The organism is Acidihalobacter aeolianus (assembly GCF_001753165.1).
GTDB lineage: Bacteria > Pseudomonadota > Gammaproteobacteria > DSM-5130 > Acidihalobacteraceae > Acidihalobacter > Acidihalobacter aeolianus.
Genome location: NZ_CP017448.1, coordinates 2,927,148 through 2,949,873, shown reverse-complemented (window position 1 = coordinate 2,949,873; position 22,726 = coordinate 2,927,148). Strand labels below are relative to the sequence as shown.

The 22,726-nt window shown below is 65.5% G+C and carries 13 protein-coding genes and 2 pseudogenes; 8 read left to right on the top strand and 7 right to left on the bottom strand.

Annotated elements, in window-relative coordinates; genetic code table 11:
• Positions 1–640: 640 nt before the first annotated feature.
• Both BJI67_RS17560 and BJI67_RS17555 read right to left on the bottom strand, forming a co-directional pair.
• Positions 641–994, bottom strand: coding sequence for a hypothetical protein (locus BJI67_RS17560; RefSeq protein ID WP_156782155.1), 354 nt, complete (start codon positions 992–994; stop codon positions 641–643).
• Between the two features lie 2,935 nt (positions 995–3,929).
• Positions 3,930–4,115 carry a hypothetical protein gene (locus tag BJI67_RS17555; protein WP_156782154.1) on the bottom strand — a complete coding sequence of 62 codons (186 nt, stop codon included), beginning with the start codon at positions 4,113–4,115 and terminating at the stop codon, positions 3,930–3,932.
• A gap of 3,004 nt (positions 4,116–7,119) precedes the next feature.
• Here BJI67_RS17555 and thiD point away from each other — a divergent pair.
• The 5 genes from thiD to BJI67_RS13630 all read left to right on the top strand — a co-directional run bounded on the left by thiD (position 7,120) and on the right by BJI67_RS13630 (position 10,233).
• Positions 7,120–7,689 (top strand): bifunctional hydroxymethylpyrimidine kinase/phosphomethylpyrimidine kinase, encoded by a 570-nt coding sequence (gene thiD, locus BJI67_RS13650; RefSeq protein ID WP_070073494.1) that lies wholly within the window; start codon positions 7,120–7,122, stop codon positions 7,687–7,689.
• A complete protein-coding gene (gene thiE, locus BJI67_RS13645; protein WP_070073493.1) occupies positions 7,673–8,320 on the top strand; it encodes a thiamine phosphate synthase in 648 nt (215 codons plus the stop codon). Before thiD ends, thiE begins: the two co-directional genes overlap by 17 nt.
• A 62-nt stretch (positions 8,321–8,382) precedes the next feature.
• Positions 8,383–9,666 carry a glutamate-1-semialdehyde 2,1-aminomutase gene (hemL, locus tag BJI67_RS13640; protein WP_070073492.1) on the top strand — a complete coding sequence of 428 codons (1,284 nt, stop codon included), beginning with the start codon at positions 8,383–8,385 and terminating at the stop codon, positions 9,664–9,666.
• A 129-nt stretch (positions 9,667–9,795) separates the two neighbouring features.
• The gene (locus tag BJI67_RS13635; RefSeq protein WP_070073491.1) at positions 9,796–10,023 is read left to right on the top strand and encodes a hypothetical protein; all 228 of its coding nucleotides are present in this window, start codon (positions 9,796–9,798) and stop codon (positions 10,021–10,023) included.
• A gap of 3 nt (positions 10,024–10,026) precedes the next feature.
• Entirely contained in the window at positions 10,027–10,233 is a 207-nt protein-coding gene (locus tag BJI67_RS13630; RefSeq protein WP_070073490.1) for a hypothetical protein, read from the top strand.
• A 31-nt stretch (positions 10,234–10,264) separates the two neighbouring features.
• Here BJI67_RS13630 and BJI67_RS13625 read toward each other — a convergent pair whose 3' ends face one another.
• Positions 10,265–12,007, bottom strand: coding sequence for a SulP family inorganic anion transporter (locus BJI67_RS13625; protein ID WP_070074163.1), 1,743 nt, complete (start codon positions 12,005–12,007; stop codon positions 10,265–10,267).
• A gap of 163 nt (positions 12,008–12,170) precedes the next feature.
• Between BJI67_RS13625 and BJI67_RS17055 the strand changes: the two are divergent.
• Positions 12,171–14,672 (top strand): annotated as a pseudogene (locus BJI67_RS17055) (cation-translocating P-type ATPase); the annotation flags it as partial.
• A 495-nt stretch (positions 14,673–15,167) separates the two neighbouring features.
• On the opposite strand, the gene BJI67_RS13620 reads toward BJI67_RS17055, so the two are convergent.
• A complete protein-coding gene (locus BJI67_RS13620; RefSeq protein ID WP_070074162.1) occupies positions 15,168–15,860 on the bottom strand; it encodes a histidinol-phosphatase in 693 nt (230 codons plus the stop codon).
• Positions 15,861–15,985: 125 nt separating this feature from the next.
• Between BJI67_RS13620 and BJI67_RS13615 the strand changes: the two genes are divergently transcribed.
• Positions 15,986–16,513: an RNA pyrophosphohydrolase gene (locus BJI67_RS13615; protein ID WP_070073489.1), complete on the top strand. Its 528-nt coding sequence runs from the start codon at positions 15,986–15,988 to the stop codon at positions 16,511–16,513.
• A 49-nt stretch (positions 16,514–16,562) separates the two neighbouring features.
• Positions 16,563–18,830: pseudogene (gene ptsP / locus BJI67_RS13610) on the top strand (phosphoenolpyruvate--protein phosphotransferase).
• Positions 18,831–18,846: 16 nt separating this feature from the next.
• On the opposite strand, the gene BJI67_RS13605 reads toward ptsP (BJI67_RS13610), so the two are convergent.
• From BJI67_RS13605 to ptsP (BJI67_RS13595), 3 genes are all read right to left on the bottom strand, one after another.
• Positions 18,847–19,362, bottom strand: coding sequence for a TlpA family protein disulfide reductase (locus BJI67_RS13605; protein WP_070073488.1), 516 nt, complete (start codon positions 19,360–19,362; stop codon positions 18,847–18,849).
• A 74-nt stretch (positions 19,363–19,436) separates the two neighbouring features.
• Positions 19,437–20,801 (bottom strand): magnesium transporter, encoded by a 1,365-nt coding sequence (mgtE, locus tag BJI67_RS13600; RefSeq protein ID WP_070073487.1) that lies wholly within the window; start codon positions 20,799–20,801, stop codon positions 19,437–19,439.
• Between the two features lie 69 nt (positions 20,802–20,870).
• Entirely contained in the window at positions 20,871–22,616 is a 1,746-nt protein-coding gene (gene ptsP, locus BJI67_RS13595; protein ID WP_070073486.1) for a phosphoenolpyruvate--protein phosphotransferase, read from the bottom strand.
• Between the last annotated feature and the right edge of the window lie 110 nt (positions 22,617–22,726).

Here is a 22,726-nt window from a genome sequence, read left to right as displayed (position 1 = left end):
ACGGGTTTTGGTTTCCTTTGTCAACGCATCTGCCAGATTCCGTACATGATCGCGGCGATTTGACCTCAGTCGGCTTGCCTAGATGTTGTGCCCACCGTTGGTCACTCGGTCTTGTCGGTCATCCGCATCAAGAACGGTGGGCGCTTTGCCGGCGGCGCTGCGCCGTGCGATGCCTGACTTCTCGCCGGAGACCATGAGCACCTCTGCCGGTGCGATTGCGGTGACCCTGTTCGCTGCTGACCGAGGTTTCGATCTCGCGTTCCTTGCGGTGCGGATCGGGACAGCACGTGATAGGCAAAGGAGTTCTCGTCAGGGCTTGTCCATATGGCTCGCATTCTTTCGGCCTATGTCGCCACCGTTCCTTGGAACCGCAGCGGCGTCAACTATGCGCCGGCGCCGCACCCGCTGGCCCGTTTCGCGGCCTGCTGCTGAGGATCGTGGTCCGATGCTGGTGGCGCCGCTCGCAGCCTATGCGAACGCGCGATGGGCCCTATGCTCGTGGCCTGGGGTTGATCGACTCCACCCACATTGCGTTGATCATCAAGACTAGCGGACGTGAGGCGGTGGGCTGGTACCTCTTCTCCACTGCTGAGGAAGCTGATTCGCCATCATGGTTGGCTGATCGCTCCTGCTGGTCATCTCAACGCACTCCGGCCGGCAGCGTGCGGTTGCTGTGCCCGACGCGCGGCTGCCCACCGAAGTTCAATACGACTCGAACGCGTCGAATGCCGCAGCTCAAGGCGTCGTCGACGGAGCGGCTGTCCTCGGCGCGGTCAACACGTCGCGAGCGCTTGCGCGAGATTAGCCGCCGCGACCGCGCCAAAAGCACCATGCTGCGTTCGGCCTCGGGCGTGAACTTCGTCGACGTTGCCGGTGCCGATTTCCTGACCGCGAGGCCACTAGTCGCGTGCGGCAGCTCGCAGCCTGTCCCTGTACCGCCAGGAAGAACCTGGAAACGCTCTGCGAGGCGACTCCTGGTAATTGGCTGGGACACGTGTACACACAAGGGCTAAGGCGATCGGCGATAGTGCAGCGGCGCAAGCTGGACCCGGGAGATATACCGGCACGCAGCGGCGGATCTTCACGAATGCCATCCCTTCCGGTGCCGGAGGCCGGCGCTGATCTATGAGCGCTCGCCATTCGACTCAGCGCTTCTGGCCTAGTGTGTCAGCGGGCGAGCATTCGTAGCGAATGTTCCGTCGCCGGCAGCCGCTCGACCCGAGTTGGACTTGCTGCTCGGCAGCTCGGCGCGACATCCCGAGTTCGGTGGGCCAGCAAGGCCGGCAGCAGTCCGGGCTTTGCCTCGCCCATTCGATGGTGACCGATTGCGTGCCTGCTTGAGTATGGCCATGGCTCAATCTGGAAACCGGGTGCGCCGATGCTGCGCGTCGAAGGCGGCGTGCGGGTGGCGAAAGGTATTTTCCGCGCGAACAGGCGACGACTGCAGTCAGACTCGCCATCCGACAGCCATGGGTGAGATCGACGGCATGATTGGTGATCGTGGCGGCGTTACCCGCATTGGAACGGTCGATCTCGAGGGGGGAGATGGGTATCGTCAGTCGGGTCACGTTCATCGGAACCCTCTCGTCTCAGTACACCAGGGCCATAACTGGTGTGACCGCGATCGGCGAGTGGTTCCACGTTCACCACTGTGGGCGGCTCCTTACGACACGCGCCGGGGGGGTGCTAGCGAATCCTGCGAACACTTCCTTCAGAGCGAGGTGGGCCCCGATCCTGCGGGCGCGGTCCCCTCCCCGGGGGCCCCCCCCCGTGGCGGCGAGAGAAGCCCGCCTCGAAAGCGGAGGGGCAATAACGCCCCGGTCGCACCGGTGGAAGACCAGGGTCGGAAACGCTCGACTGCAAGGCCATGACCTCGGAGTAAGCAGGTGACGCAAAGGCGCTCGGTGAAGAAAGGCCGCAACATTGGCGCCACTGATGGTGCGCAGCCGAGCCCGCATCGTGGCGGCCACCTCGAGCCCGCGGCAGAGAGCGTTGGTTCGGTCAGAGCGCGTGAATTCCCGGGTGCTGCGATCGAGTTCAGGGTCTTGAGCCTGCGGTCATCGCCAGCGGTTGCGACGGTGCGGCCTGATGACGGCCGACCGAGGGGCGAGCGTTCCATGATCTCGCGCCGACCGCCGAAGGCGCCCCGCATGCCGTCGCCGAGGTGCTTGCCAGCGATGGCAGTCAGGTGCTGGTATGCCGAAAAGTGCCTGCGTGCCGTCCAGGTGCGACGCGGAAATCCGTCATCACGCTCGTCGAAGATGACACCACGCCCTGCCGTAGGCCGCAGATCTCGCGCAAGCCTTCGAGGAACGGGTAACCGGCGGCAACGCAGTTCATGTTGCTCGACGTCGGTTCGACGAATGATCAGGCGATCTGGCCGCCAACATGGGCGAAGGCCTCGCCACTGCTTCGAATCGTTGAGGCAGGGTCAGGGGTAGTTCGCCAGTGCCGCGGGCAGCCCGGGGAATCGGCACGCCCGAGGGTCAGGCGTGCGCCACGAAGCGGCCCTTGACCAGCAGCCAGAGCGAGTCCGCGTGGTAGACCCGTCGAACTGGACGAATCTTGTCGCGCCGTGAGGACGCGCGCGAGCGGTCGCGCTCTGTCGCTCGTGCCCGAATTGACCATGGAACTCATGTCAGCGAGGGCACGAGCATCGCACACGTTCGCCATTTCTGTCTCGAGTGGCGCCGGAACGGTCCGAGCCGGCACGCCCGGCGTAACCGCCGCTATCCACCCGGGGTGGCGTGGCAGGATCATCGGGCCCCAGTGAGCGACGTAGTCGAGTGAGCGTCGGCCGTCGGTGCGGTAAGACTGGCCCTCGGTGGGGGGGGGGGGGGGGGGGGCCCACGCCGGATGAACAGCGGGTGCCGCCCACGCCCTTGAGAGCGGCGAAGCAGGAGCGAGTTCATCTTCCGTACCGCCGGATGTGGGCGCGGGCGCGGGTCAGAATTCGTTTTAGGGGTGGCCTCATGGGTCGCTTCTCTGCCGCGTCAGCGGGCAGTTTAGCTCCGAAGGCGGTCGCCGGGGCCGCCTACCAGAGCGAACAGACGTGCACGGCAGTGCGTTGGGGCTGGCGAGCGGGCAAACAGTGCGGACGGCCGGCGATACATCCGGCGCTATGACTTCCGCGGGGAATCACATCGGCACGGCCGACAGCGGCGGGGACGTTGCCTGCGTGATGCGGCCGAATCACGCGCGACAGCGGACGCTCAAGGCGTCAGAGCCTGCGACGCAGAGGTCGGCGGCGGCGACCCGCCTCGGGTTTGGGTGAGGGATAAAACTCGCGAAGGCAATGTAGTCGCCGCGGCCGACGCTGCGCGCGCGATTCAAAGGCGGTTGTAGCAGGAACGCCGTATCGCGTGCGGGCGAGGGTGTATAGCCGACTGCCCAGCGGCGCGTCGTCGGGGCAGAATGCAGGCGCCGTCGCGCGCAGGCGAGCGCCATTTCGGTGTGTCGTACGATGAGCCGCACCATGGGCCGGCAAACGCGCGCGGTGGTCGGCGTCTGTCCGGGCGCCGAGCGTTTCGTGCGCCGCCTTGTCGGGTTACCTTGGACGCGCCGCGTCGCCCTGCCCAGGCTTTGCAGGCCTCGACGAGCCGCGGGCCGGGGCAGGCGGCGTCGGTGACGACATACAGGCGCGCAGCGGCGCACGACCTATTATCACTGGCATCGCGCGCCCAGAAAGACGTCGGGATGAGCTGCCCGCGTGGTTAAGGGAGGCGGTGGCAGGACGCAGGTGTAGGACTGTGCACGCTGACCGCGGCCGGCCAATCTCGCCTGGCGATCAGTGTCGGCCGCGTGCCGCGAGGGGCAGCCGGAACCTGATTTGCCCGCAGTCTCGGCCATTCATAGGCGTCGATCGGCCATGAGTGCCGAAGAGGCGGTTGATCACCGCTTTCGGTGCTTGCATGGGTGCCGTAGCAGGGCTATGCGACCCCGGACTCGAGCAGGCGATGCCGCGGGCATCGGCCGAGTCCGCTGGGGGCAGAACGCCTCGGCAGCTTTGGCGTGATCAGCGGCACAGCGCGCAGCAGCTCGCGCACGCGTCGCGTGCGCGCCGCGAGCGAGCCGCCGTGCGCCGGCTGTGCAGCCCGGAGTCGAAATGACGGCACGCGGGGATGATCGCGGGAGCAGGGTGCACCGCTTCAACCGTTTACCGCCGGAGCAGAACGCGATCTTCACGGCGCCCGACGGGGATGTCGTCGAGGATGGCGCGCGCTGTTCGATCACATCGGGTGGCGGAGGTGGGTGTCGTGAACGCGAGCGGTTCCTGCACGGTGACTGGCGGTGATACGGGCGGGATGCCCGCGGGCGGGTATGGCGGTGATGTCACGCGAGTCGGCGCCGTCCGAATGCGCGCCGGCAATCCACAGGATGGTGATTAGGGATTCATGCCGGTCGCAATCCTAATCTGATCGTGGGAAACCTCGGGGGTCGTGGCTCGGGGTGCGCTGTGAGAAGAATCGCGCTTGTTTGTGCGCAAGCGTGTGAGGAGCTCGGTTAAGAAGTATCAGGTTGTCGTCATGTCATCTCATTGACGAACTAAGGGCAGGGCATCCGCCGCTCGCGTTGAAGCCCTGGGCTTACGCCCCAATAAGGTCAGAGGGAAGGACTTCGAGAATGGCGAGGTCCTGATAGGCCGCACTGACGCCGCCGGTCGACGCATAGTCGATGACGTCTGTTGATGGGGATCAGACAGGGGGCGTGAGCGCTACTGCTCGCGCCCGGCGGCCGTCCCCGGACCCAGGGTGGGTGTGGATGCGCGTGACGAGCCCGAGCGCTCTGAAGCGTGACCCTGGGCCGCGGCTCGAGGTCCTAATGTACCTACCCGGGCATCCGATGCAAATGGGGTGCCGGAAAGTGGTTCCCTGCTTGGCGTCCGTGTAGGAACCGCGAGGCCAGGCGCTGGGGGTGAGGATGGCGATGGTGCGCAGGGCCTACGGCAGTGGGGTGCCACCGCAAAGGGTCGTGGGCAGCCTCATCGACGTCCCGTCACGATGTACTGGCTGGGGCAGACAATTCAACGACGTCCGGTTGCCGAATATGTTATATACAAGGTGTGAAGCGGGCCGAGTGTGTGGATATTGCCTGTTTTCGGGGTGAGTTGAACGCTATGCGTAACGTTGGACGCGAGGGCGGAAAGGGAGACAAGGTGACTTCAACGTTAAGTGCCGCGCGGGTCACGTTTCGGACAGAGACTGGCGTGTTTACATAGGACGACCGCTCGAAGATGAAGGGCGCCCGCCTGAATTGGCGCCCAGGACCGCGGATAGTAGGGAGGAGTGACGGGTAAAGTGTACCCAGGGAGCTCGAGAGCGCGGGTACTGGTCATAGGCCGCCCCCTGCGCTGGCGACATGAGACTGTCCATCCAAGACGCTGGGGGCACGAGTGCGACGCGCCCGACACTGGCTGTCTGGGGACGTTGATACTGCTGGCTGCCGGCGCATCAGCAGCTCATGTTCTGGTGGAAGTGCAAGGCTTCTTGCTCCGATTTGATGCCAAGGCACTATGCCTTAAAAGGATGATGGCGCGTCACGAGAGGTGATGTGAGTGATGCCGCAGCCGCACTTTGTGACAATATCAACTATACGAAGGTGCGGGATCACGCCTAAAGACCTTGAGGATTTTGCTATGGAGTTGATGCATCTAGTTTATAGGTAAATGGTTATGGTTTGAGGCGTGATCTTGGGTGCCTTCGTATAGTTGATATTGTCGCATTTGCGGCTGGGCGCGGATCACTGGATCAGCGTCGTGACGCGCGATCCTCGTTCTGAGTTATCCGTGCCTTGGGATCAGATCGGAGGAAGTTAGCCTTGCATTTCAACCTGTCGAAGTGAGCTGCTGTGCTGTCGGCTTGGTAGGTGTATCATGGGTCGGAGATAGCCTTGTAGGGCACTTCGCATTCGTTTCGTCTGCGTGTTGGATGGTGAGTCTGAGGTTATAAGTTCAGTTGGTGGCCTATGAGTGGTACTTGCGGTAGTAAGAGTGTCTCTGGGTACGGTGGCTTTATGTGGGGGCTCGGTTGTTTCCGAGGTCCTGGGTAGTCAATGCAGGCGGGCGCCCTACATCTTCGAGCGGTTGTCCCATGTAAGCTGTCAGTTTGGGATGTCTGGTGTGTGAGCCGCGCGGCGTAAACGGTGAGGTCACCTTGTCGACCTTTCCGCTGTCGAGTCCCGCGTTATTGCATAGCGTGCGACTCACCCCGTGCCTCCAGTATCCAGATCTCGGCGGTGTGTTCGCACCATGTATATACCGTGGGGCGCCAACTGGACGTCGTTGGATTGTCTGCTTGTAGCTGTTGATCGTGTCGGGATGTGGATGAGGCTGCTACGGCCCATCGTTGGTGGTGCTTGCAGTGTCGTCTTATGCTCTGCGGACTGTATCGCCAGTCACCCCCAGCGCGTGGCCTCGCGGTGGCTACTGGACGCAAAGCAGGGAACCACTTTCAGTCACGCATTTTGGATCGGATGACCGCGTATGTACAGTGGGATCTCGAGCTTGCGGCCCGGGGTCACGCTTCAGAGTTGCGCGTAGCTCGAGCACGCGAATCCACACCAACCATTAGTAAGGGGACGACCGCTTAGAGCGCGTCGCAGTAGGAGACACGTCCCTTGTCCGACGCATCAACGTAAGCAATCGTGTTATCGCGTTTCGAAGCGGTGACAGTGCACCTATGAGGAGTGGCCGCTCGTTCCTTCCCTCTGACCTTATTGGTACGTAAGCCGAGGGCTTCATGAAGCGTCGGATGTTGCTCTTAGTTCGGAGTGATAAGATATGACGCCACCCTGCCTACTGCCTTAATGAGATCGGAACACGCTTGCGCACGCAAGTGCAAGTCTTATGACAGCTCATGTCGGGCCAAGATTGCTCGAGGTTTCCCACGACCAGATTAGGATACGACCGGCATGAATCCCTAATGCCATCCTGTGTTATTGCCGGCGCGCAACGGCGGGCGCCCGACTCGCGCGACATCACCGCCAGACCCGCCTGGGCGGGCATCCCGCCCGTATCACCGCCGGTCACCGTGCAGGAACCGCGCGCGTTCACGACACCCACCTCCGCCACCTTGTGATCGAACAGGGCGCGCCATCCTCGACGACATCCCCGTCGGCGCCGTGAAGATCGGCATGCTCGGCGAGGTGGAAACGGTGGAAGCCGTGCACACCCTGCTGCGCGATCATCCCCGCGTGCCCGTCATTCTCGACCCCGTGCTGCAGGCCGGCGGCGGCGGCTCGCTCGCCGGCCGCGGCACGCTCGACGCGGTGCGCGAGCTGCTGCTGCCGCTGTGCACGCTGATCACGCCCAACCTGCCCGAGGCGCATCTGCTCGCCCCCGGAGCGGACTCGGTCGATGCCGCCGGCATCGCCCTGCTCGAATCCGGGGTCGAATACGCCCTGATCACCGGCACCCATGCCAGCACCGAAACGGTGATCAACCGCCTCTTCGGTCATCATGGCCCCATCGAACGCTATGAATGGCCGAGACTGCCGGGCGAATATCACGGTTCCGGCTGCACCCTCGCGGCCGCCTGCGCCGCACTGATCGCCCAGGGCGAGATGACGCCGGCCGCGGTCAGGCGTGCACAGTCCTACACCTGGCGTAGCCTGCAGGCCGCCTACGCCTTAAACGGCGGGCAGCTCATCCCCGACCGTCTGTTCTGGGCGCGCGATGCCAGTGACGAATAGGTCCGTGCCGCCGCTGCGCGGCCTGTATGTCGTCACCGACGCCGCCCTGACCCCCGGCCCGCGGCTCGTCGAGGCCGTGGAACAGGCCCTGGCGGGCGGCGCGCGCTGGGTCCAGTACCGCGACAAGGCGGCGCACGATAACGCTCGGCGCCTGGACGAGACGCGCGCGCTGCGCGCCGTGTGCCTGGCCCATGGTGCCGGCTTCATCGTCAACGACGACACCGAACTGGCGCTCGCCTGCGGCGCCGACGGCGTGCATGTCGGCGCCGACGACGCGCCGCTGGCGCAGGCGCGCGAACGCCTCGGCCCGCACGCGATAATCGGCGTTTCCTGCTACAACCGCCTGGAACTCGCGCGCGCAGCCGTGGCCGACGGCGCCGACTACGTTGCCTTCGGCAGCTTTTATCCCTCGACCACCAAACCCGAGGCGGTCGCCGCCGACCCGGACCTGCTGCGCGCGGCTCGCACGCTGGAGCGTCCGCTGTGCGCGATCGGCGGCATCACCGCAGACAACGCCCCGCCGCTCGTCGCAGCCGGTGCCGATCTGATCGCGGTGGTCAGCGCGGTGTTCGCGGCGGCCGACGTTTGCGCCGCCAGCCAGCGCCTCGCGGGGCTCTTCGCCGAGGGTTGAGGCGCCACGCCGCCGCCTTCGGGTAAACTGCCCGCTTCGTCAACGCGCAGAGGAAGCGACCCATGAGCGACACCCACGCACGATTCGACCGCGCCCGGCGCCACATCCCCGGGGGGGTGAACTCGCCGGTGCGGGCCTTCAAGGGCGTGGGCGGCGACCCGCTGTTCATCGAGCGTGCCGAGGGCGCCTATCTCTACGCCACCGACGGCCGACGCTACGTCGACTACGTCGGCTCCTGGGGCCCGATGATCCTCGGCCACGCCCACCCCGAGGTGATCGCGGCGGTACGCGAGGCGGCCGGTCGCGGCCTGTCCTTCGGTGCGCCCACCGAACTCGAGACAGAAATGGCGGAACGGGTGTGCGAGCTCGTGCCCTCGATGGACATGGTTCGCATGGTCAATTCGGGCACCGAAGCGACCATGAGCGCGATCCGGCTCGCGCGCGGCTTCACCGGGCGCGACAAGATCGTCAAGTTCGAGGGTTGCTACCACGGCCACGCCGACAGCCTGCTGGTCAAGGCCGGCTCGGGCGCGCTGACCCTGGGCGTGCCCGATTCCCCGGGCGTGCCCGCGGCACTGGCCGAACACACCCTGACCCTGCCCTACAACGATCTCGAAGCAGTGGCCGAGGCCTTCGCCCATGTCGGCGGCCAGATCGCCTGCATCATCGTCGAACCGGTCGCCGGCAACATGAACTGCGTGCCGCCGCTACCCGGTTTCCTCGAAGGCCTGCGCGAGATCTGCGACCGCTACGGCAGCGTGCTCATCTTCGACGAGGTGATGACCGGTTTCCGCGTCGCCCTGGGCGGCGCGCAGGCACTCTTCGGCATCCAGCCTGACCTGACCACGCTGGGCAAGATCATCGGCGGCGGCATGCCCGTGGGCGCCTTCGGCGGTCGGCGCGAGATCATGGAACGGCTCGCCCCGCTCGGTCCCGTCTATCAGGCCGGCACGCTGTCAGGCAACCCGCTGGCGATGACCGCCGGGCTCAAGACCCTGGAACTGATCGCAGCACCCGGATTCCACGCGCGTCTGACCGAAACCACCACGCGCCTGCTGCGCGGGCTCGAGGTCGCCGCCACCGATGCGGGCGTCGGCCTGCGCACCAATCAGGTGGGCGCCATGTTCGGCCTGTTCTTCACCGAAGCGCCTGCCGTCACCTGCTTCTCCGAGGTGATGGCCTGCGACGTCGAGCGTTTCCGCCTGTTCTTCCACGGCATGCTCGACGAGGGCGTCTATCTCGCCCCTTCCGCCTTCGAGGCGGGCTTCCTCTCGGCCGCCCACGGCGACGCCGAGATCGCGGCCACCCTCGCCTCTGCACAGAAAGTGTTCGCAGGATTCGCCTGAGCACCCCCCCGGCGCGTGTCCGTAAGAGGCCGCGCCGGCGCCCAAGCTAGTGGATGCACGTGAACCCACTCCGCCGATCGCGGTCACACCCAGTGATGGATGGTGTTACTGCAGACGAGGAGGTTCCCGATGAACGTGACCCGACCTGACGATACCCATCTCACCCTCGAGATCGACCTGTCCAATGCGGAGAAGCTCTGCCACGGCATCACCAAGCATGCCGTCGATCTCACCAATGGCTGTCTGGAAGTGGCGAGTCTGCTGCAGGTGGCCTGTTACGCCGCGGAAAATACCTTTCGCCAACCGCCGCACGCCTTCGACGCGCAGCATCCGCGGCACCCGGTTTCGGAGGATTGAGCCATGCGCATACTCAAGCAGGACAAGCAATCGGTCACCATCGAGATGGGCGAGGCAAAGGCCCGTGACCTGCTCGCCGGCCTGCTGGCCCACCCCGAACTCGGCGATGTCGCGGCCGAGCTGGCCGAGCAGCTCAAGTCCAACGGCGTCGAGCCGGCTGCCGGCGACGGGCACATTCGCTACGAACATGCTCCGCCGCTGACACACTAAGGCCAGACCCGCTGATCGAATGGGCGAGCGCTCATTCGATCAGCGGCGCCTCCGGCCCCGGAAGGGACTGGCATTCGTTGAAGATCCGCCGCTTGCAGTGCCGGCAGATCTCCGGGTCCAGCTTGCGCCGCACGATATCGCCGATCGCCTCGCCCTTGCTGGTGTACACGTTGTCCCAGCCAATCTTGTCCAGGTAGTCGCCTCGGCGGAGCGTTTCCCAGGGTTCCTCCTTGAGCCGGTACAGGGACAGGCTGCCGCCTGCCGCACGGCGACTAGTGGCCTCGCGGGTGAGGAAATCGGCACCGGCAACGTCGACGAAGTTCACGCCCGAGGCGATCAGCAGCAGGTGCTTTTGGCGCGGGTCGCGCTCGGTGAATTCGCGCAAGCGCTCGGCGACGTAGTTGACCGCGCCGAAGAACAGCGAACCGTCGACGCGCACGATCTTGAGCTGCGGACATTCGGGCAGTTCCGAGTCGGTATTGAACTTGCGGTTGGGCAGCCGCGCGTCGGGCACACGCACCCGCACGCTGGGCCGCGAGGTGCGGTTGAGATAGACCAGCAGCGAGGCGATCACGCCAACCATGATGGCGAATTCCAGCTCCATCAGCAGCGTGGAGAAGAAGGTCACCCCGAGCACCACCGCCTCCGTCCGGCTAGTCTTGATGATCAACGCAATGTGGTGGAAGTCGATCAACCCCCAGGCCACGAGCATCAGGATGCCGGCCATCGCCGCGTTCGGCAGATAGGCTGCGAGCGGCGCCACCAGCAGGACCACGATCATCAGCAGCAGGCCGGCGAAGACCGCGGCCAGCGGGGTGCGCGCGCCGGCGGCATAGTTGACGCCGCTGCGGTTGAAGGAACCGGTGGCGACATAGGCCGAGAAGAAGCTGCCGACCATATTGGACAGGCCCTGACCGATGAACTCCTGATTGCCGTCCACGTGCTGTCCCGATCGCACCGCAAGCGAACGCGAGATCGAAACCGCCTCGGTCAGCGCGAACAGGGTCACCGCAATCGCACCCGGCAGCAGGTGCTTGATGGTCTCCGGCGAGAAGTCAGGCATCGACATCGGCGGCAGCGCGGCCGGCAAAGCGCCCACCGTCTTGATGCCGGTGACCGACAGACCGAGCGACACGTTGAGCACATAGGCAACCACGCTGCCGAAGATCATCGCGCCGATCATGTACGGAAATCTGGGCAGGAAGCGTTTGAACAGCAAACCAGAAACCAGTGTGGCGACACTCACCGCAACCACATAGGGATTGACCTCCACGATATGCGTGCCAACGTGGAACAGCACCTCGTGAGGGTGCAGGCCGCGCGGGATGTCCATGCCCAGGAAGTGCTTGAGCTGGCTGGCCGCGATCAGGATGGCGGCACCGGCGGTAAAGCCGATCACCACGGCATGCGAGATGAAATTGACCAGTGTGCCCAGCCGCGCCAGGCCCAGACCCAGCTCGATCACGCCGACCATGAAGGTCAGGGTCAGCGCTAGCGCGACATAGTGTGCAGTGCCAGGCTCGGCATAAGCGGACAGCACGGAAAACAGCACGATGGAACCGGCCGTGGTCGGGCCGGATACCAGATGCCAGGAAGAACCGAACAGTGCGGCGATGATCGCCGGCACCATGGCGGCATAGAGGCCATATTCCAGCGGCATGCCGGCGATGGCGGCGAAGGCCACGCCCTGCGGCAGCACCACGACCGCCCCCGTCAGACCGGCCATCAGGTCGGTACGGAAACTGCCCCGATTGACGTGGGGCAGCCACGACATGAACGGGAACAGGGTTTTCACCCAGGCGGGCGTACTGCGCTGGACACCGGCTTCCAAAATCGACCTCCTGTATATTCGGCTGTGAGTATCGCTGCCTAAAATGGCTACAGTATAGACGCTCGCAGGAAGTCACCGCGGTAAATACGGATATACTGATATACACATGTCAGCGCGAACCGAGTACGAACCCAGCCACTGGCACGACCTGCAAACCGGCGAAGCCCTCGACCGCCTCGGCGTCTCCGCCCATGGACTCGACGCAGAGGAAGCCGAAAGCCGGCGACAGCGCTTCGGCCCCAACCGCCTGCCCGAGCCGGCACGCCGCAGCGCCCTGGCGCGACTGCTCGCGCAATTCCACAACCTGCTGATCTACGTCCTGCTCGCCGCGGGCGCGACCACCCTGCTGTTGCGCCACTGGGTCGATGCCGGAGTGATTCTCGGCGTCGTCGTCATCAACGCCTTCATCGGTTTCATCCAGGAAGGACGCGCCGAGAACGCCATGGCGGCAATCCGCGCGATGCTTTCCCCTCAGGCCACGGTTCTGCGCGGCGGTACGCTGCACACCCTCGACGCCGAACGGCTCGTACCCGGCGACATCGTCCGCGTCGAGGCCGGCGATCGCGTTCCCGCGGACCTGCGTCTCCTGCAGACGCACAACCTGCGCACCGACGAATCCAGCCTGACCGGCGAATCGCTGCCGGTGGACAAAACCGTCATCCCGCTGCCCAGCGAAACCGCGCTGGCGGATCGTCGCAACATGGCCTATTCCGGAACGCTGGTGGTCGCGGGACAGGCCACCGGCCTCGTCGTCGCCACCGGAACCGCCACCGAGATCGGCCGCATCAATGCCCTGCTGGCGCACATCGAGCCGCTGACCACGCCCCTGCTGCGCCAGATCCAGAGACTCGCCCGCCAGCTGACCGTCGGCATCCTCGCGCTCGCCGTGGTGACCTTCGTCTTCGGTGTGGGTCTGCACCACCAGGGCATGCTCGACATGTTCCTCGCCGCCGTCGCCTTCGCGGTCGCCGCCATCCCGGAGGGGTTGCCGGCGATCATCACCATCACCCTGGCGATCGGCGTGCGGCGCATGGCCGAACGGCACGTGATCATCCGCCGCCTGCCCGCCGTGGAAACCCTCGGCGCGGTCAGCGTCATCTGCAGCGACAAGACCGGCACCCTCACGCGCAACGAAATGACCGTCACCATCCTGGTCACGGCGGACAGCGACTATGCCGTGGAAGGCGTGGGCTACGTGCCGGAGGGCGGCATCGCGGCAGCGCAACCCGACCCGGCCGGTCCCGTGCCCAACCCCGGCGACCTCAACGAATTGCTACGTACCGGGCTGCTGTGCAACGACGGCGGGATCGCGCTCGAAGCGGATGCGTGGCAGCCGATAGGCGACCCCGTCGATGCCGCCCTGGTCGTCGTGGCCCGCAAGCACGGCCTCGACCAGGGCACCGAATCACTGGCCTGGCCGCGCCTCGACGCCATCCCCTTCGACGCCGCCCTGCAGATGATGGCAACGCTGCACCGCGATCGCGAAGAACGCCGTTTCGTCGCGCTCAAGGGTGCCCCCGAACGCGTACTGGCACGCTGCCGGACACAACGGCGCAACGGCCTCGACGAGGCGCTGGAACCCGCGACCTGGCAGGCGCGGCTGGAGCACCTCGCCGATGCCGGCTATCGCGTGCTGGCGCTGGCGGTCAAACAGATGCCGCCGGAGGCGGACGCGCTCTGCCACGCCGCCCTCGAAGGCGGCTTCACCCTGCTGGGTCTGGCCGGCTTCATCGACCCGCCGCGCGAGGAAGCACGGGACGCCGTGGCTTCCGCCACCCGGGCCGGCGTGGCGGTGAAAATGATCACCGGGGATCACGCCCGCACCGCGGCGGCGATTGCCGCCGCCATCGGCATCCATGCACCCCGCCCGCCGCTGACCGGTAGCGAACTGGACACACTAGACGGCGACGGACTCGCCGAAGTGGTGCGCGACACCGCGGTCTTTGCACGCATGGCACCCGAACACAAGCTGCGCCTGATCGAGGCGCTGCAGCGCGACGATCAGGTCATCGCGATGACCGGCGACGGCGTCAACGACGCGCCTGCGCTCAAGCGCGCCGACGTGGGTGTGGCGATGGGGCGCAAGGGCACCGAGGCAGCCAAGGAGGCGGCCGAGATCGTCCTCACCGACGACAATTTCGCGGCCATCGTCGCCGGCGTGGAGGAAGGCCGTACCGCCTACGACAACATCCGCAAGTCGATCCTGTTCATCCTGCCGACCAACGGCGCCGAGGCCCTGGTGATCATGTCCGCGGTGATCGCCAACGCCCTGCTGCCGATCACCGCGGTGCAGATTCTCTGGGTCAACATGATCACCGCGGTGACCCTCGCGCTCGCGCTGGCCTTCGAGGGTCCCGAGGCCGGCGCCATGCGCCGGCCTCCGCGCGCCTCCGGCACGCCGCTGATCACGCGTTTCCTGCTCTGGCGCATCATCCTCGTTTCGCTGATCCTGCTCGCCTGCGTCGACCTCGCGTTCTACGGCGCACTGCACCTGGGCTACCCGCTCGACACCGCACGCACCGCGGCGGTCAACATGCTGGTGCTGGGCGAGATGGCCTATCTGCTCAACGCCCGCTACCTGCACGCCTCGACCTTCAGCCTGGAAGGGCTCTTCGGAAGGAAGACTTCGAGATGGTCGAGGTCTGATGTCAGCCGCGATGACGCCCGCCGAGCGGGCACAGGACGAGAAGATGACGACAGATCAGGCGATGGCGCTGCTCGCCGCCCGGGCGGCCGAATCCCAGGTGAAGGTGGATGCGGCGCTGGACGAAGCCCTGGAGGCGCTGGACGAGGAGCTTGCGACCCTGGCCGCGGAGCTCGAGGTCGAGTACCTCGGTCCCGGCATCGGCATGCAGGACATGGGTGCCGAACATGTGTTCCGGCTGGCCGTGCGCCATCACGTGTGGGACGTCGGTACCGCCGGCTGGGGGGTGAAGGTGTGCGATGGGTTGCCGCAGGGCAACTTACGCCCGATGTGGGCCATGCAGGGCGTAGGGCGCCTGCGCAAGCAGCAGTTGGTGAAGGTGTTGCCCGAGTTACTGCGCGGTTATGCGGCGGCCGTGGCCGCGGCGGGCAAGATAGAGGCGCCAGCCGGGCTGAAGCTTCAGGCGTTGGCCGAACGCTGCGCCTGATCCGCGTTGCGGCGCAGCCCGAGCACGGGCCAGCCCCGCACCGCGGCGATTTCCGCCAGGGATGGGTCCGGGTTGACTGCTACCGGGTGATTGACCCGTTCGAGCAGCGGCAGGTCGTTGTGCGAGTCGCTGTAGCACCATGATTCCGCACCGACCAGGTCAGGCCGTGAGCCCAACCACTGCTCCAGGCGCATCACCTTGCCCTCGCGGAAGGCGGGGGTTCCCTCGATTTCAGCCACGAAACGCCCGTCCACGCGGCGTGGTTCGGTGGCGATGAGGTGCTCGATACGCAGCAGGTCGGCGATCGGCCGGGTGACGAAGCTGTTGGTGGCGGTGATCAGCACCAGGGTGTCGCCGGCTGCGCGGTGGCGCTCGACCAGTTCGCGTGCGCCCGCGGTGATCATCGGTTCGATGCGCTCGCGCAGATAGCGCGCCCGCCATGCCTCGAGCTGTCCCAGCGGATGCGTGGCCAGCGGTTCGAAGGCAAAGCGCGCAAAGGCATGGATGTCCAGCTTGCCAGCGACGTAGTCGGCGTAGAAGCGCTCGTTGGCCTGATCGGCGGTCTCGCGGTCCACGACGCCTTCGTCCATCAGGAAACGCGTCCATTCATGGTCGCTGTCGCCGTCCAGCAGGGTGTTGTCGAGATCGAACAGGGCCAGTCCCATGGGATCCGCCGGGCTGTTGATGAGGCCTGCATTGTAGCGATTGGGGGCGGTGGCGTCATTTGCCGCCGGCCGGCGCTTATGGAACAATGACCCTAGTAAATGAGGCTCGTGATCGGGGATTGCAAGTGATTGATTCGGACGGATTTAGGCACAACGTTGGGATCATTCTGAGCAATGCCGATGGGCGCGTCTTCTGGGGCAAGCGGATCGGCCAGTGCACTTGGCAGTTTCCTCAGGGGGGTATCCGTCCCGACGAGTCTCCGGAGCAGGCGATGTATCGCGAGCTGTGGGAGGAAACCGGGCTCGAGGAGAGGCATGTGAATGTGGTGGGCCACACGCGTGGCTGGCTGCGTTACCGCCTGCCCAAGAATCTGGTCAGGCGCCATGCCTCGCCGCGCTGTATCGGCCAGAAGCAGGTGTGGTTCCTGCTCAGCCTCGACTGCGATGAAAGCTGCTTCAATCTCAGTGCCTCCGCCAAGCCGGAATTCGACGGCTGGCGTTGGGTCGACTACTGGTTGCCCGTGGAGGAGGTCGTGTTCTTCAAGCGCAAGGTCTACCGGCGTGCCCTGAGCGAGCTCGCGCCGCTGTTGTTCGGCGCAGATGGTGCAATGCCCCCCGCGATTGTTCGGGAGACGGCGCACCGTGTGTCCTGACGACGAGATCGCCACTCCAGCGAGTCCTTCCGAGCCGCTGGAACAACCCCTGCTGCAAACCCTGCAGCGCATCGTCGAGGCGGTCGGTGCCGCGGAGTCGACCCAGGATGCCCTGAGCGTGCTGGTCACTCGCGTGCGTGCGGCGCTCGAGGTCGATGTCTGCTCGATGTACCTCGTAATGCCGGGGCGCGAGCGCCTGGTGCTGATGGCCACCGAAGGTCTGAATCAGGCCTCGGTCGGGCAGGTCCAGCTGAATTTCGACGAAGGTCTGGTCGGTCTGGTGGCACAGCGCGCCGAACCGGTGAATCTCGACGAGGCACCCGACCACCCACGCTTCAAATTCTTCCCAGAAACCGGCGAGCAGCGCTATCACGCCTTCCTCGGCGTGCCCATCATCCATCGACGTCAGGTGCTCGGCGTGCTGGTTGCGCAGCAGCGCGCCAGACGCAGTTTCGATGATGGTGCGGTGGCCCTGCTGTCCACCCTGGCCGTACAGATCGCTGTCGCCATCCGCCAGGCAGAGTTGTCCGGCGAAACCCTGCGCCTGCTGCGCGGCGAACTACCGACGGATCTGATCATCACCGGCCTGGGTGGGTCGCCCGGTGTTGCCATTGGCGTCGGTCGAGTTGCCTATTCGCAGTCGGATCTCGAACGTATCCCGGATCGCGCGATTGAAGACATTGCAGCCGAAGTCGCGGCCTTCCGCGAGGCCGTCGAGGCCGTCAGACAGGAAATGGCGGCCATTCGCGCGCGCATGGTCGACGTGCTGCCCGCCGAAGAGCAGGCATTGTTCGATGCCTACGCCATGATGCTGGCGAGCGAACACCTCATCGAGGGTACGGTCGCACGCATCGAACAGGGGGCCTGGGCGCCGGCGGCCCTGCGCGACACCGTGCGTCAGTACGCACGCGCCTTCGAGGAGATGGATGATGCGTACCTGCGCGAGCGCGCGAGCGACATCCGCGATCTGGGGCGGCGCATCCTGGCGCAGCTGCTGAGCCAGGCGCGCAACGACTCGCCGTGGCCAGAACGCACCATCCTCATAGGCGAGGACGTGTCTGCCGCGCAGCTGGCGGAAATTCCGCCTGGGGTGCTGGCCGGCGTGGTGTCGGCACGCGGCTCGGTTTCGTCGCATGTCGCCATCCTCGCCCGCGCGCTGGGCATTCCCGCGATGATGGGCGCGGAAAACCTGCCGGTGGGCCGGCTCGAGGGCCGCGAGCTCGTCGTCGACGGTTATCAGGGGCGCTTGTTCATCCAGCCGGGGCCGCAGGTGCGGCGCGAATTCGAGCGTTTGGCGCGCGAGGAGCGCGAGCTGTCGGATGGCCTGAACGCGCTCGCCGCGGAACCGGCGCTGACCCCCGATGGGCGCCTGATCCCGATTTACGTGAACACCGGCCTGCTGGCCGACGTCGAACCTGCACTCAAGTGCGGTGCCGAAGGGGTGGGTCTGTACCGTACCGAATTCCCGTTCATGGTGCGCGACCGTTTTCCTTCGGAATAGGCCCAGCTGCCTACCTACCGGCAGATGCTGTCGGCGTTCTACCCGCGGCCGGTGACCCTGCGCACGCTGGATATCGGCGGCGACAAGCCGTTGCCCTATTTCCCCTTGACCGAGGACAACCCCTTCCTCGGCTGGCGCGGCATCCGCGTTACCCTGGACCACCCCGAGATCTTCCTGACCCAGGTCCGCGCGATGCTGCGCGCGAACGCGGGGCTCGACAATCTGCGGGTGCTGTTCCCGATGATCAGCACGGTCGGAGAACTGGACGAGGCCTGTCGCTTGCTCGACCGCGCAGCCGCCGAGCTGCGCGAGGAGGGCCTGGATATCTCTCGTCCGCAACTCGGGGCGATGATCGAGGTGCCCTCGGCGGTCTATCTCGCCGAGTCGCTGGCGCGGCGGGTGGATTATCTCAGCGTGGGCACCAACGATCTGGTGCAGTACCTGCTGGCGGTCGACCGCAACAACAGCCGAGTGGCCGATCTTTACCGCCCGATGCATCCGGCGGTGCTGCAGGCGTTGCATCAGGCGCGCGAGGGTGCACGGCGCGCGGGCAAGCCGATCTACGTTTGCGGCGAGATGGCGGGTGATCCCGCCGCCGTGATCCTGCTCATGGGGATGGATTTCGACGGCTTGAGCGTCAGCGTGGCGGGCTTGACGCGGGTGAAATGGGTGGTGCGCAGCTTCACCCAGAAGAAGGCACGCGAACTCACCGAGCAGGCCCTGACGCTGGAGGAGCCGGACCGGGTGCGCGAACTGCTCAACGGTGCGCTGGTCGATGCCGGTCTTGGTGGATTGGTGCGCGCCGGCAAGCGCTGAGTCCCGTTTCAGACGCTCAACTGCCCTGCTTGTGCAGCATGCGTTCTACTTTCGCCGCCAGCTTGTGCACGTCGACGTTGCCGATCTTCTGGTAGACCACATGTCCGGCCGGATTGATCAGGAACGAGGTCGGCGTCAGCCGGATGGTACCGAAGGCCTTGGAGATCGCGTCGCTGCTGTCGATCGTGATGGGGTAGGGGATGTTGCGGTCGTGCTGCATGGCGCGCACCTGAGAAGGTACATCGTAGGACATGGCCACGCCGATGATCTCGAAGCCCTTGGGCGAAAGCCTGTCGTACAGCTTGGCCAGCTCTGGAATTTCCTCCACGCAGCCCGGGCAGGTGGTCGCCCAGAAGTTGATCAGCACGGGGTGCCCGCGCAATGAACTCAGGTCGAGTTTCTTGCCGTCGAGCAGGGTGAAATGGACGTCGGGAGCGCTGTTGCCGGAGGGCGCCATCCAGATCCAGGTGGCCAGTCCGATGATGGCGACAGCGACGATGCCGATGATGAGTTCGCGGGGTTTGAGCTTCATTCTGGAGTTCCGGATCGACTGACGAGCGCGACTAGATTAGTCCTTGCGTGGGCCGCTGGAAAGAGCAGCCGGGGCTACAGACTGAACAGGACAACCGTGGCCAAGCCGAGGAAGGATGCGTACCCAATGACGTCGGTGAAGGTGGTCAGGATGACGCTGCCGGCGATCGCCGGGTCGACGCCGAATGCGCGCAGCAGTGGTGGCAACGACACACCGACGACCGCCGCGGCGAACAGGTTGATGATCATCGCGAGGGCGATGATGCCGCCGATGCGCAGGCTATCGAACCAGATCAGGGCGATCAGCGCGACCACCAGTGCCCACAGCAGGCCGTTGATCGCGCCGACGGCGATTTCCTTGCTGAAGATCCAGCGCAGATTGCCGCGGTTGACCTGATCAAGCGCCATTCCACGAACCACCAGGGTGAGCGTCTGGCTGCCGGCGATGCCGCCCATGCTGGCAACGATCGGCATGAGCACGGCCAGCGCCACCGAGCGTTGGATGGTGTGCTCGAACAGGCCAATCACCCAGGAGGCAAGAAAGGCGGTAGCGAGATTGATGCCGAGCCACACCGCGCGCCTGCGGGAGCTGCGGACCACCGGTGCAAAAATGTCCTCGTCCTCGCTCAGGCCGGCACGCCCCATGACCGAATGATCGGCCTGTTCGCGAATGACGTCGACGACGTCGTCGATGGTGATGCGTCCGAGCAGGATGCCGCCCTCGTTGACCACTGGGGCGGAGATGAGATCGCGGTCCTCGAAGACCTTGGCCACCTCGTGTGCCGGGGTTTCTGCCGGAATCGCCGCGGTCGAGGTATCCATTACCTCGGCGACGGTATGCTCGGGGTCCTGGGTCAGTAGTTCAGTCAGTGCCAGCAGGCCGAGATACTTGTCGTAGCGGTTGACCACGATCAGGCTGTCGGTCAGGTCGGGGAGTTCGCCACGCAGGCGCAGGTAGCGCAACACCACATCGAGCGTGACATCGGCGCGCACGGTGACCGCGTCGCTGTCCATCAGGCCGCCGGCGCTATCCTCGGGGTAGGACAGGATAGCTTCCAGGCGCTGGCGGCGCTGCTTGTCCATCCCGTCCAGGGTTTCCTGGAGTACCGCATGCGGTAGGTCCTGTACGAGATCCGCCAGGTCGTCGACATCCAGGCTGTGTGCGGCCTGGACGAGTTCCTCGGCGTCCATGCCGCGGATCAGGCTTTGCCGGACCTCGTCGCCGAGATGCAGCAGGACCTCGCCGTCGTATTCCTGGTCGACCAGTTCCCATACCAGTTCGCGCTGGGCGGGCGGCATGGATTCGAGCAGGTGGGCGATTTCCGCCGGATGCAGGGCGTTGAGCATGCGCTGTGCCTGCTGCATGGCGCCGGTCTGCAGGGTGGCGGAGATCAGTTCGAGATTGCCCGCGTTGCGGCTGGTCGTGTCCGTATCGGCCATGGCGTGCTCGTGGTGAAAGCGGCGTCAGCCAGTGTAGCAGCCGGACAGGTGAGCCGCTCGGACACGGAATCAGCGGAGCGCAGGTTCCAGATCTTGGTTGAGCGTTTCAAGCAGGCGGTCGCGTACAGCGCGTTCGCCTGCTGCAAGAAGCTTGCGTACGGGGGTGGCCAGTTTGCGCACATCCGTCCGGCGGATGACGTGACGGATTTCGGCCAGACGGTTCACGGGCACGCTGAATTCGCGGAGTCCCATGCCCAGTAGCAGGCGGGTATAGCGTGGGTCGCCAGCCATTTCCCCACACATCGCCACGGGCTTGCGGGCGCGGGCGGCACCCTTGAGCGTAAGACGGATGAGTTGCAGCACGGCCGGGTGCAGCGGGTCGTAGAGGTGATTGACGGTTTCGTCCGTGCGGTCGATGGCGAGCGTGTATTGGGTCAGGTCATTGGTGCCGATGGACAGGAAATCCAGGCGTCGGGCGAAGGCGGCGGCGGTCAGCGCGGCAGCCGGCACTTCGATCATGGCGCCGATCGGCATGCCTGGATCGAAGCGCCGCCCTGCTTTGCGCAGCTGACTGCGTTGTTCCTCGATCAGGGCGAGGCACTGATCGAGCTCGGAGATGTCGGTGAGCATGGGCAGCATGAGACGGATAGGGCCCAGTGCGGAGGCGCGCAAAATGGCGCGGATCTGGGTGGCGAAGAGTCCGGGTTCGCGCAGGCTAAGGCGGATTGCGCGCAGGCCCAGTGCCGGGTTGGGCGATCCCTGGGTTTCGCGTGCTTCGGCGTCGGGCAGCTTGTCGCCGCCGAGATCGTAGGTGCGGACCGTGAGAGCTTCGCCGCCCAGTGCGCGCAACGCCCTGCGATAGGCCTTGAGCTGTTCGCCTTCATCGGGCGGTGTGCTGCGGTTGAGGTAGAGGAATTCGGTACGGTAAAGGCCAACCCCCGTTGGGCCGGCCCGGCGCAGCGCATTGAGGTCGGCATCGAGCTCGATGTTGGCCTGAAGGGTAACCGGAGTGCCATCCAGCGTCACGCTGGGCAAGCGCGCCTGGCGGACGAGATCGGCGCGTCGCTGGCGTGCATCCCGCAGACGGTCACGGAAATGTTGCCTGAGCGAGGGGGGGGCATCGGCAAGTACGAAGCCACCGTCGCCATCGAGAATCAGGGGTTCGTCTGCGGCCAGCAAGCGCAGGGCAGCCTGTACACCGACCACCGCCGGCAGTTCGAGACTGCGCAGTAGGATGGCAGTGTGCGAGAGCGGACCGCCGAATTCGGTGACGACGCCGGCGACGCGGGCCTGATGCAGGCTGGCGATATCTGCCGGGGACAGGTCATCGGCGACCACGATTTCTCCCCGGCCCGCGGGCAGCACGTTGGTTTCGCTGCCGGTGAGCAGGCGCTGGACGCGACCGATCACATGCGCCACGTCGTCGCGCCGGGTACGCAGATACGGGTCCTCCATCGCATCGAAGGTGGCGATCAGTTCGTCGTACTGCAGTTTGAGGGCCCATTCCGCATTGCAATGGCGTTCGCGAATGTGCTGGATCGGTACGCGGGCGAGGAGATTGTCCTCCAGCATCAGCAGGTGCGTGTCGATGAACGAGCCGACGTCGGCAGGGGCATGTGTCGGGATGCGCGCGCGCAAGCCCTTGAGCTCAGTCTTGGCACGCTGCAGGGCACGTCGGAAACGCTTCACTTCGCTGGCGATGGCATCGCCGGGAAGCCGCCGCTCTGCCACTTCGGGCGTTTCCTGGGCATAGAGATGCGCGCGGCCAATGGCGATGCCGCGTGAGACACCGATGCCGTTGAGCAGCAGGCTCATTTCAGGAAGTTTCCTTTATCGTTCGCGCTCTTTCCCTATCCATGGATGCCCGGAGGCGTTGGCGCGCGATGCGTTGTGGCTGTCAAGTGTAACGTACACTGCGTGCGTGC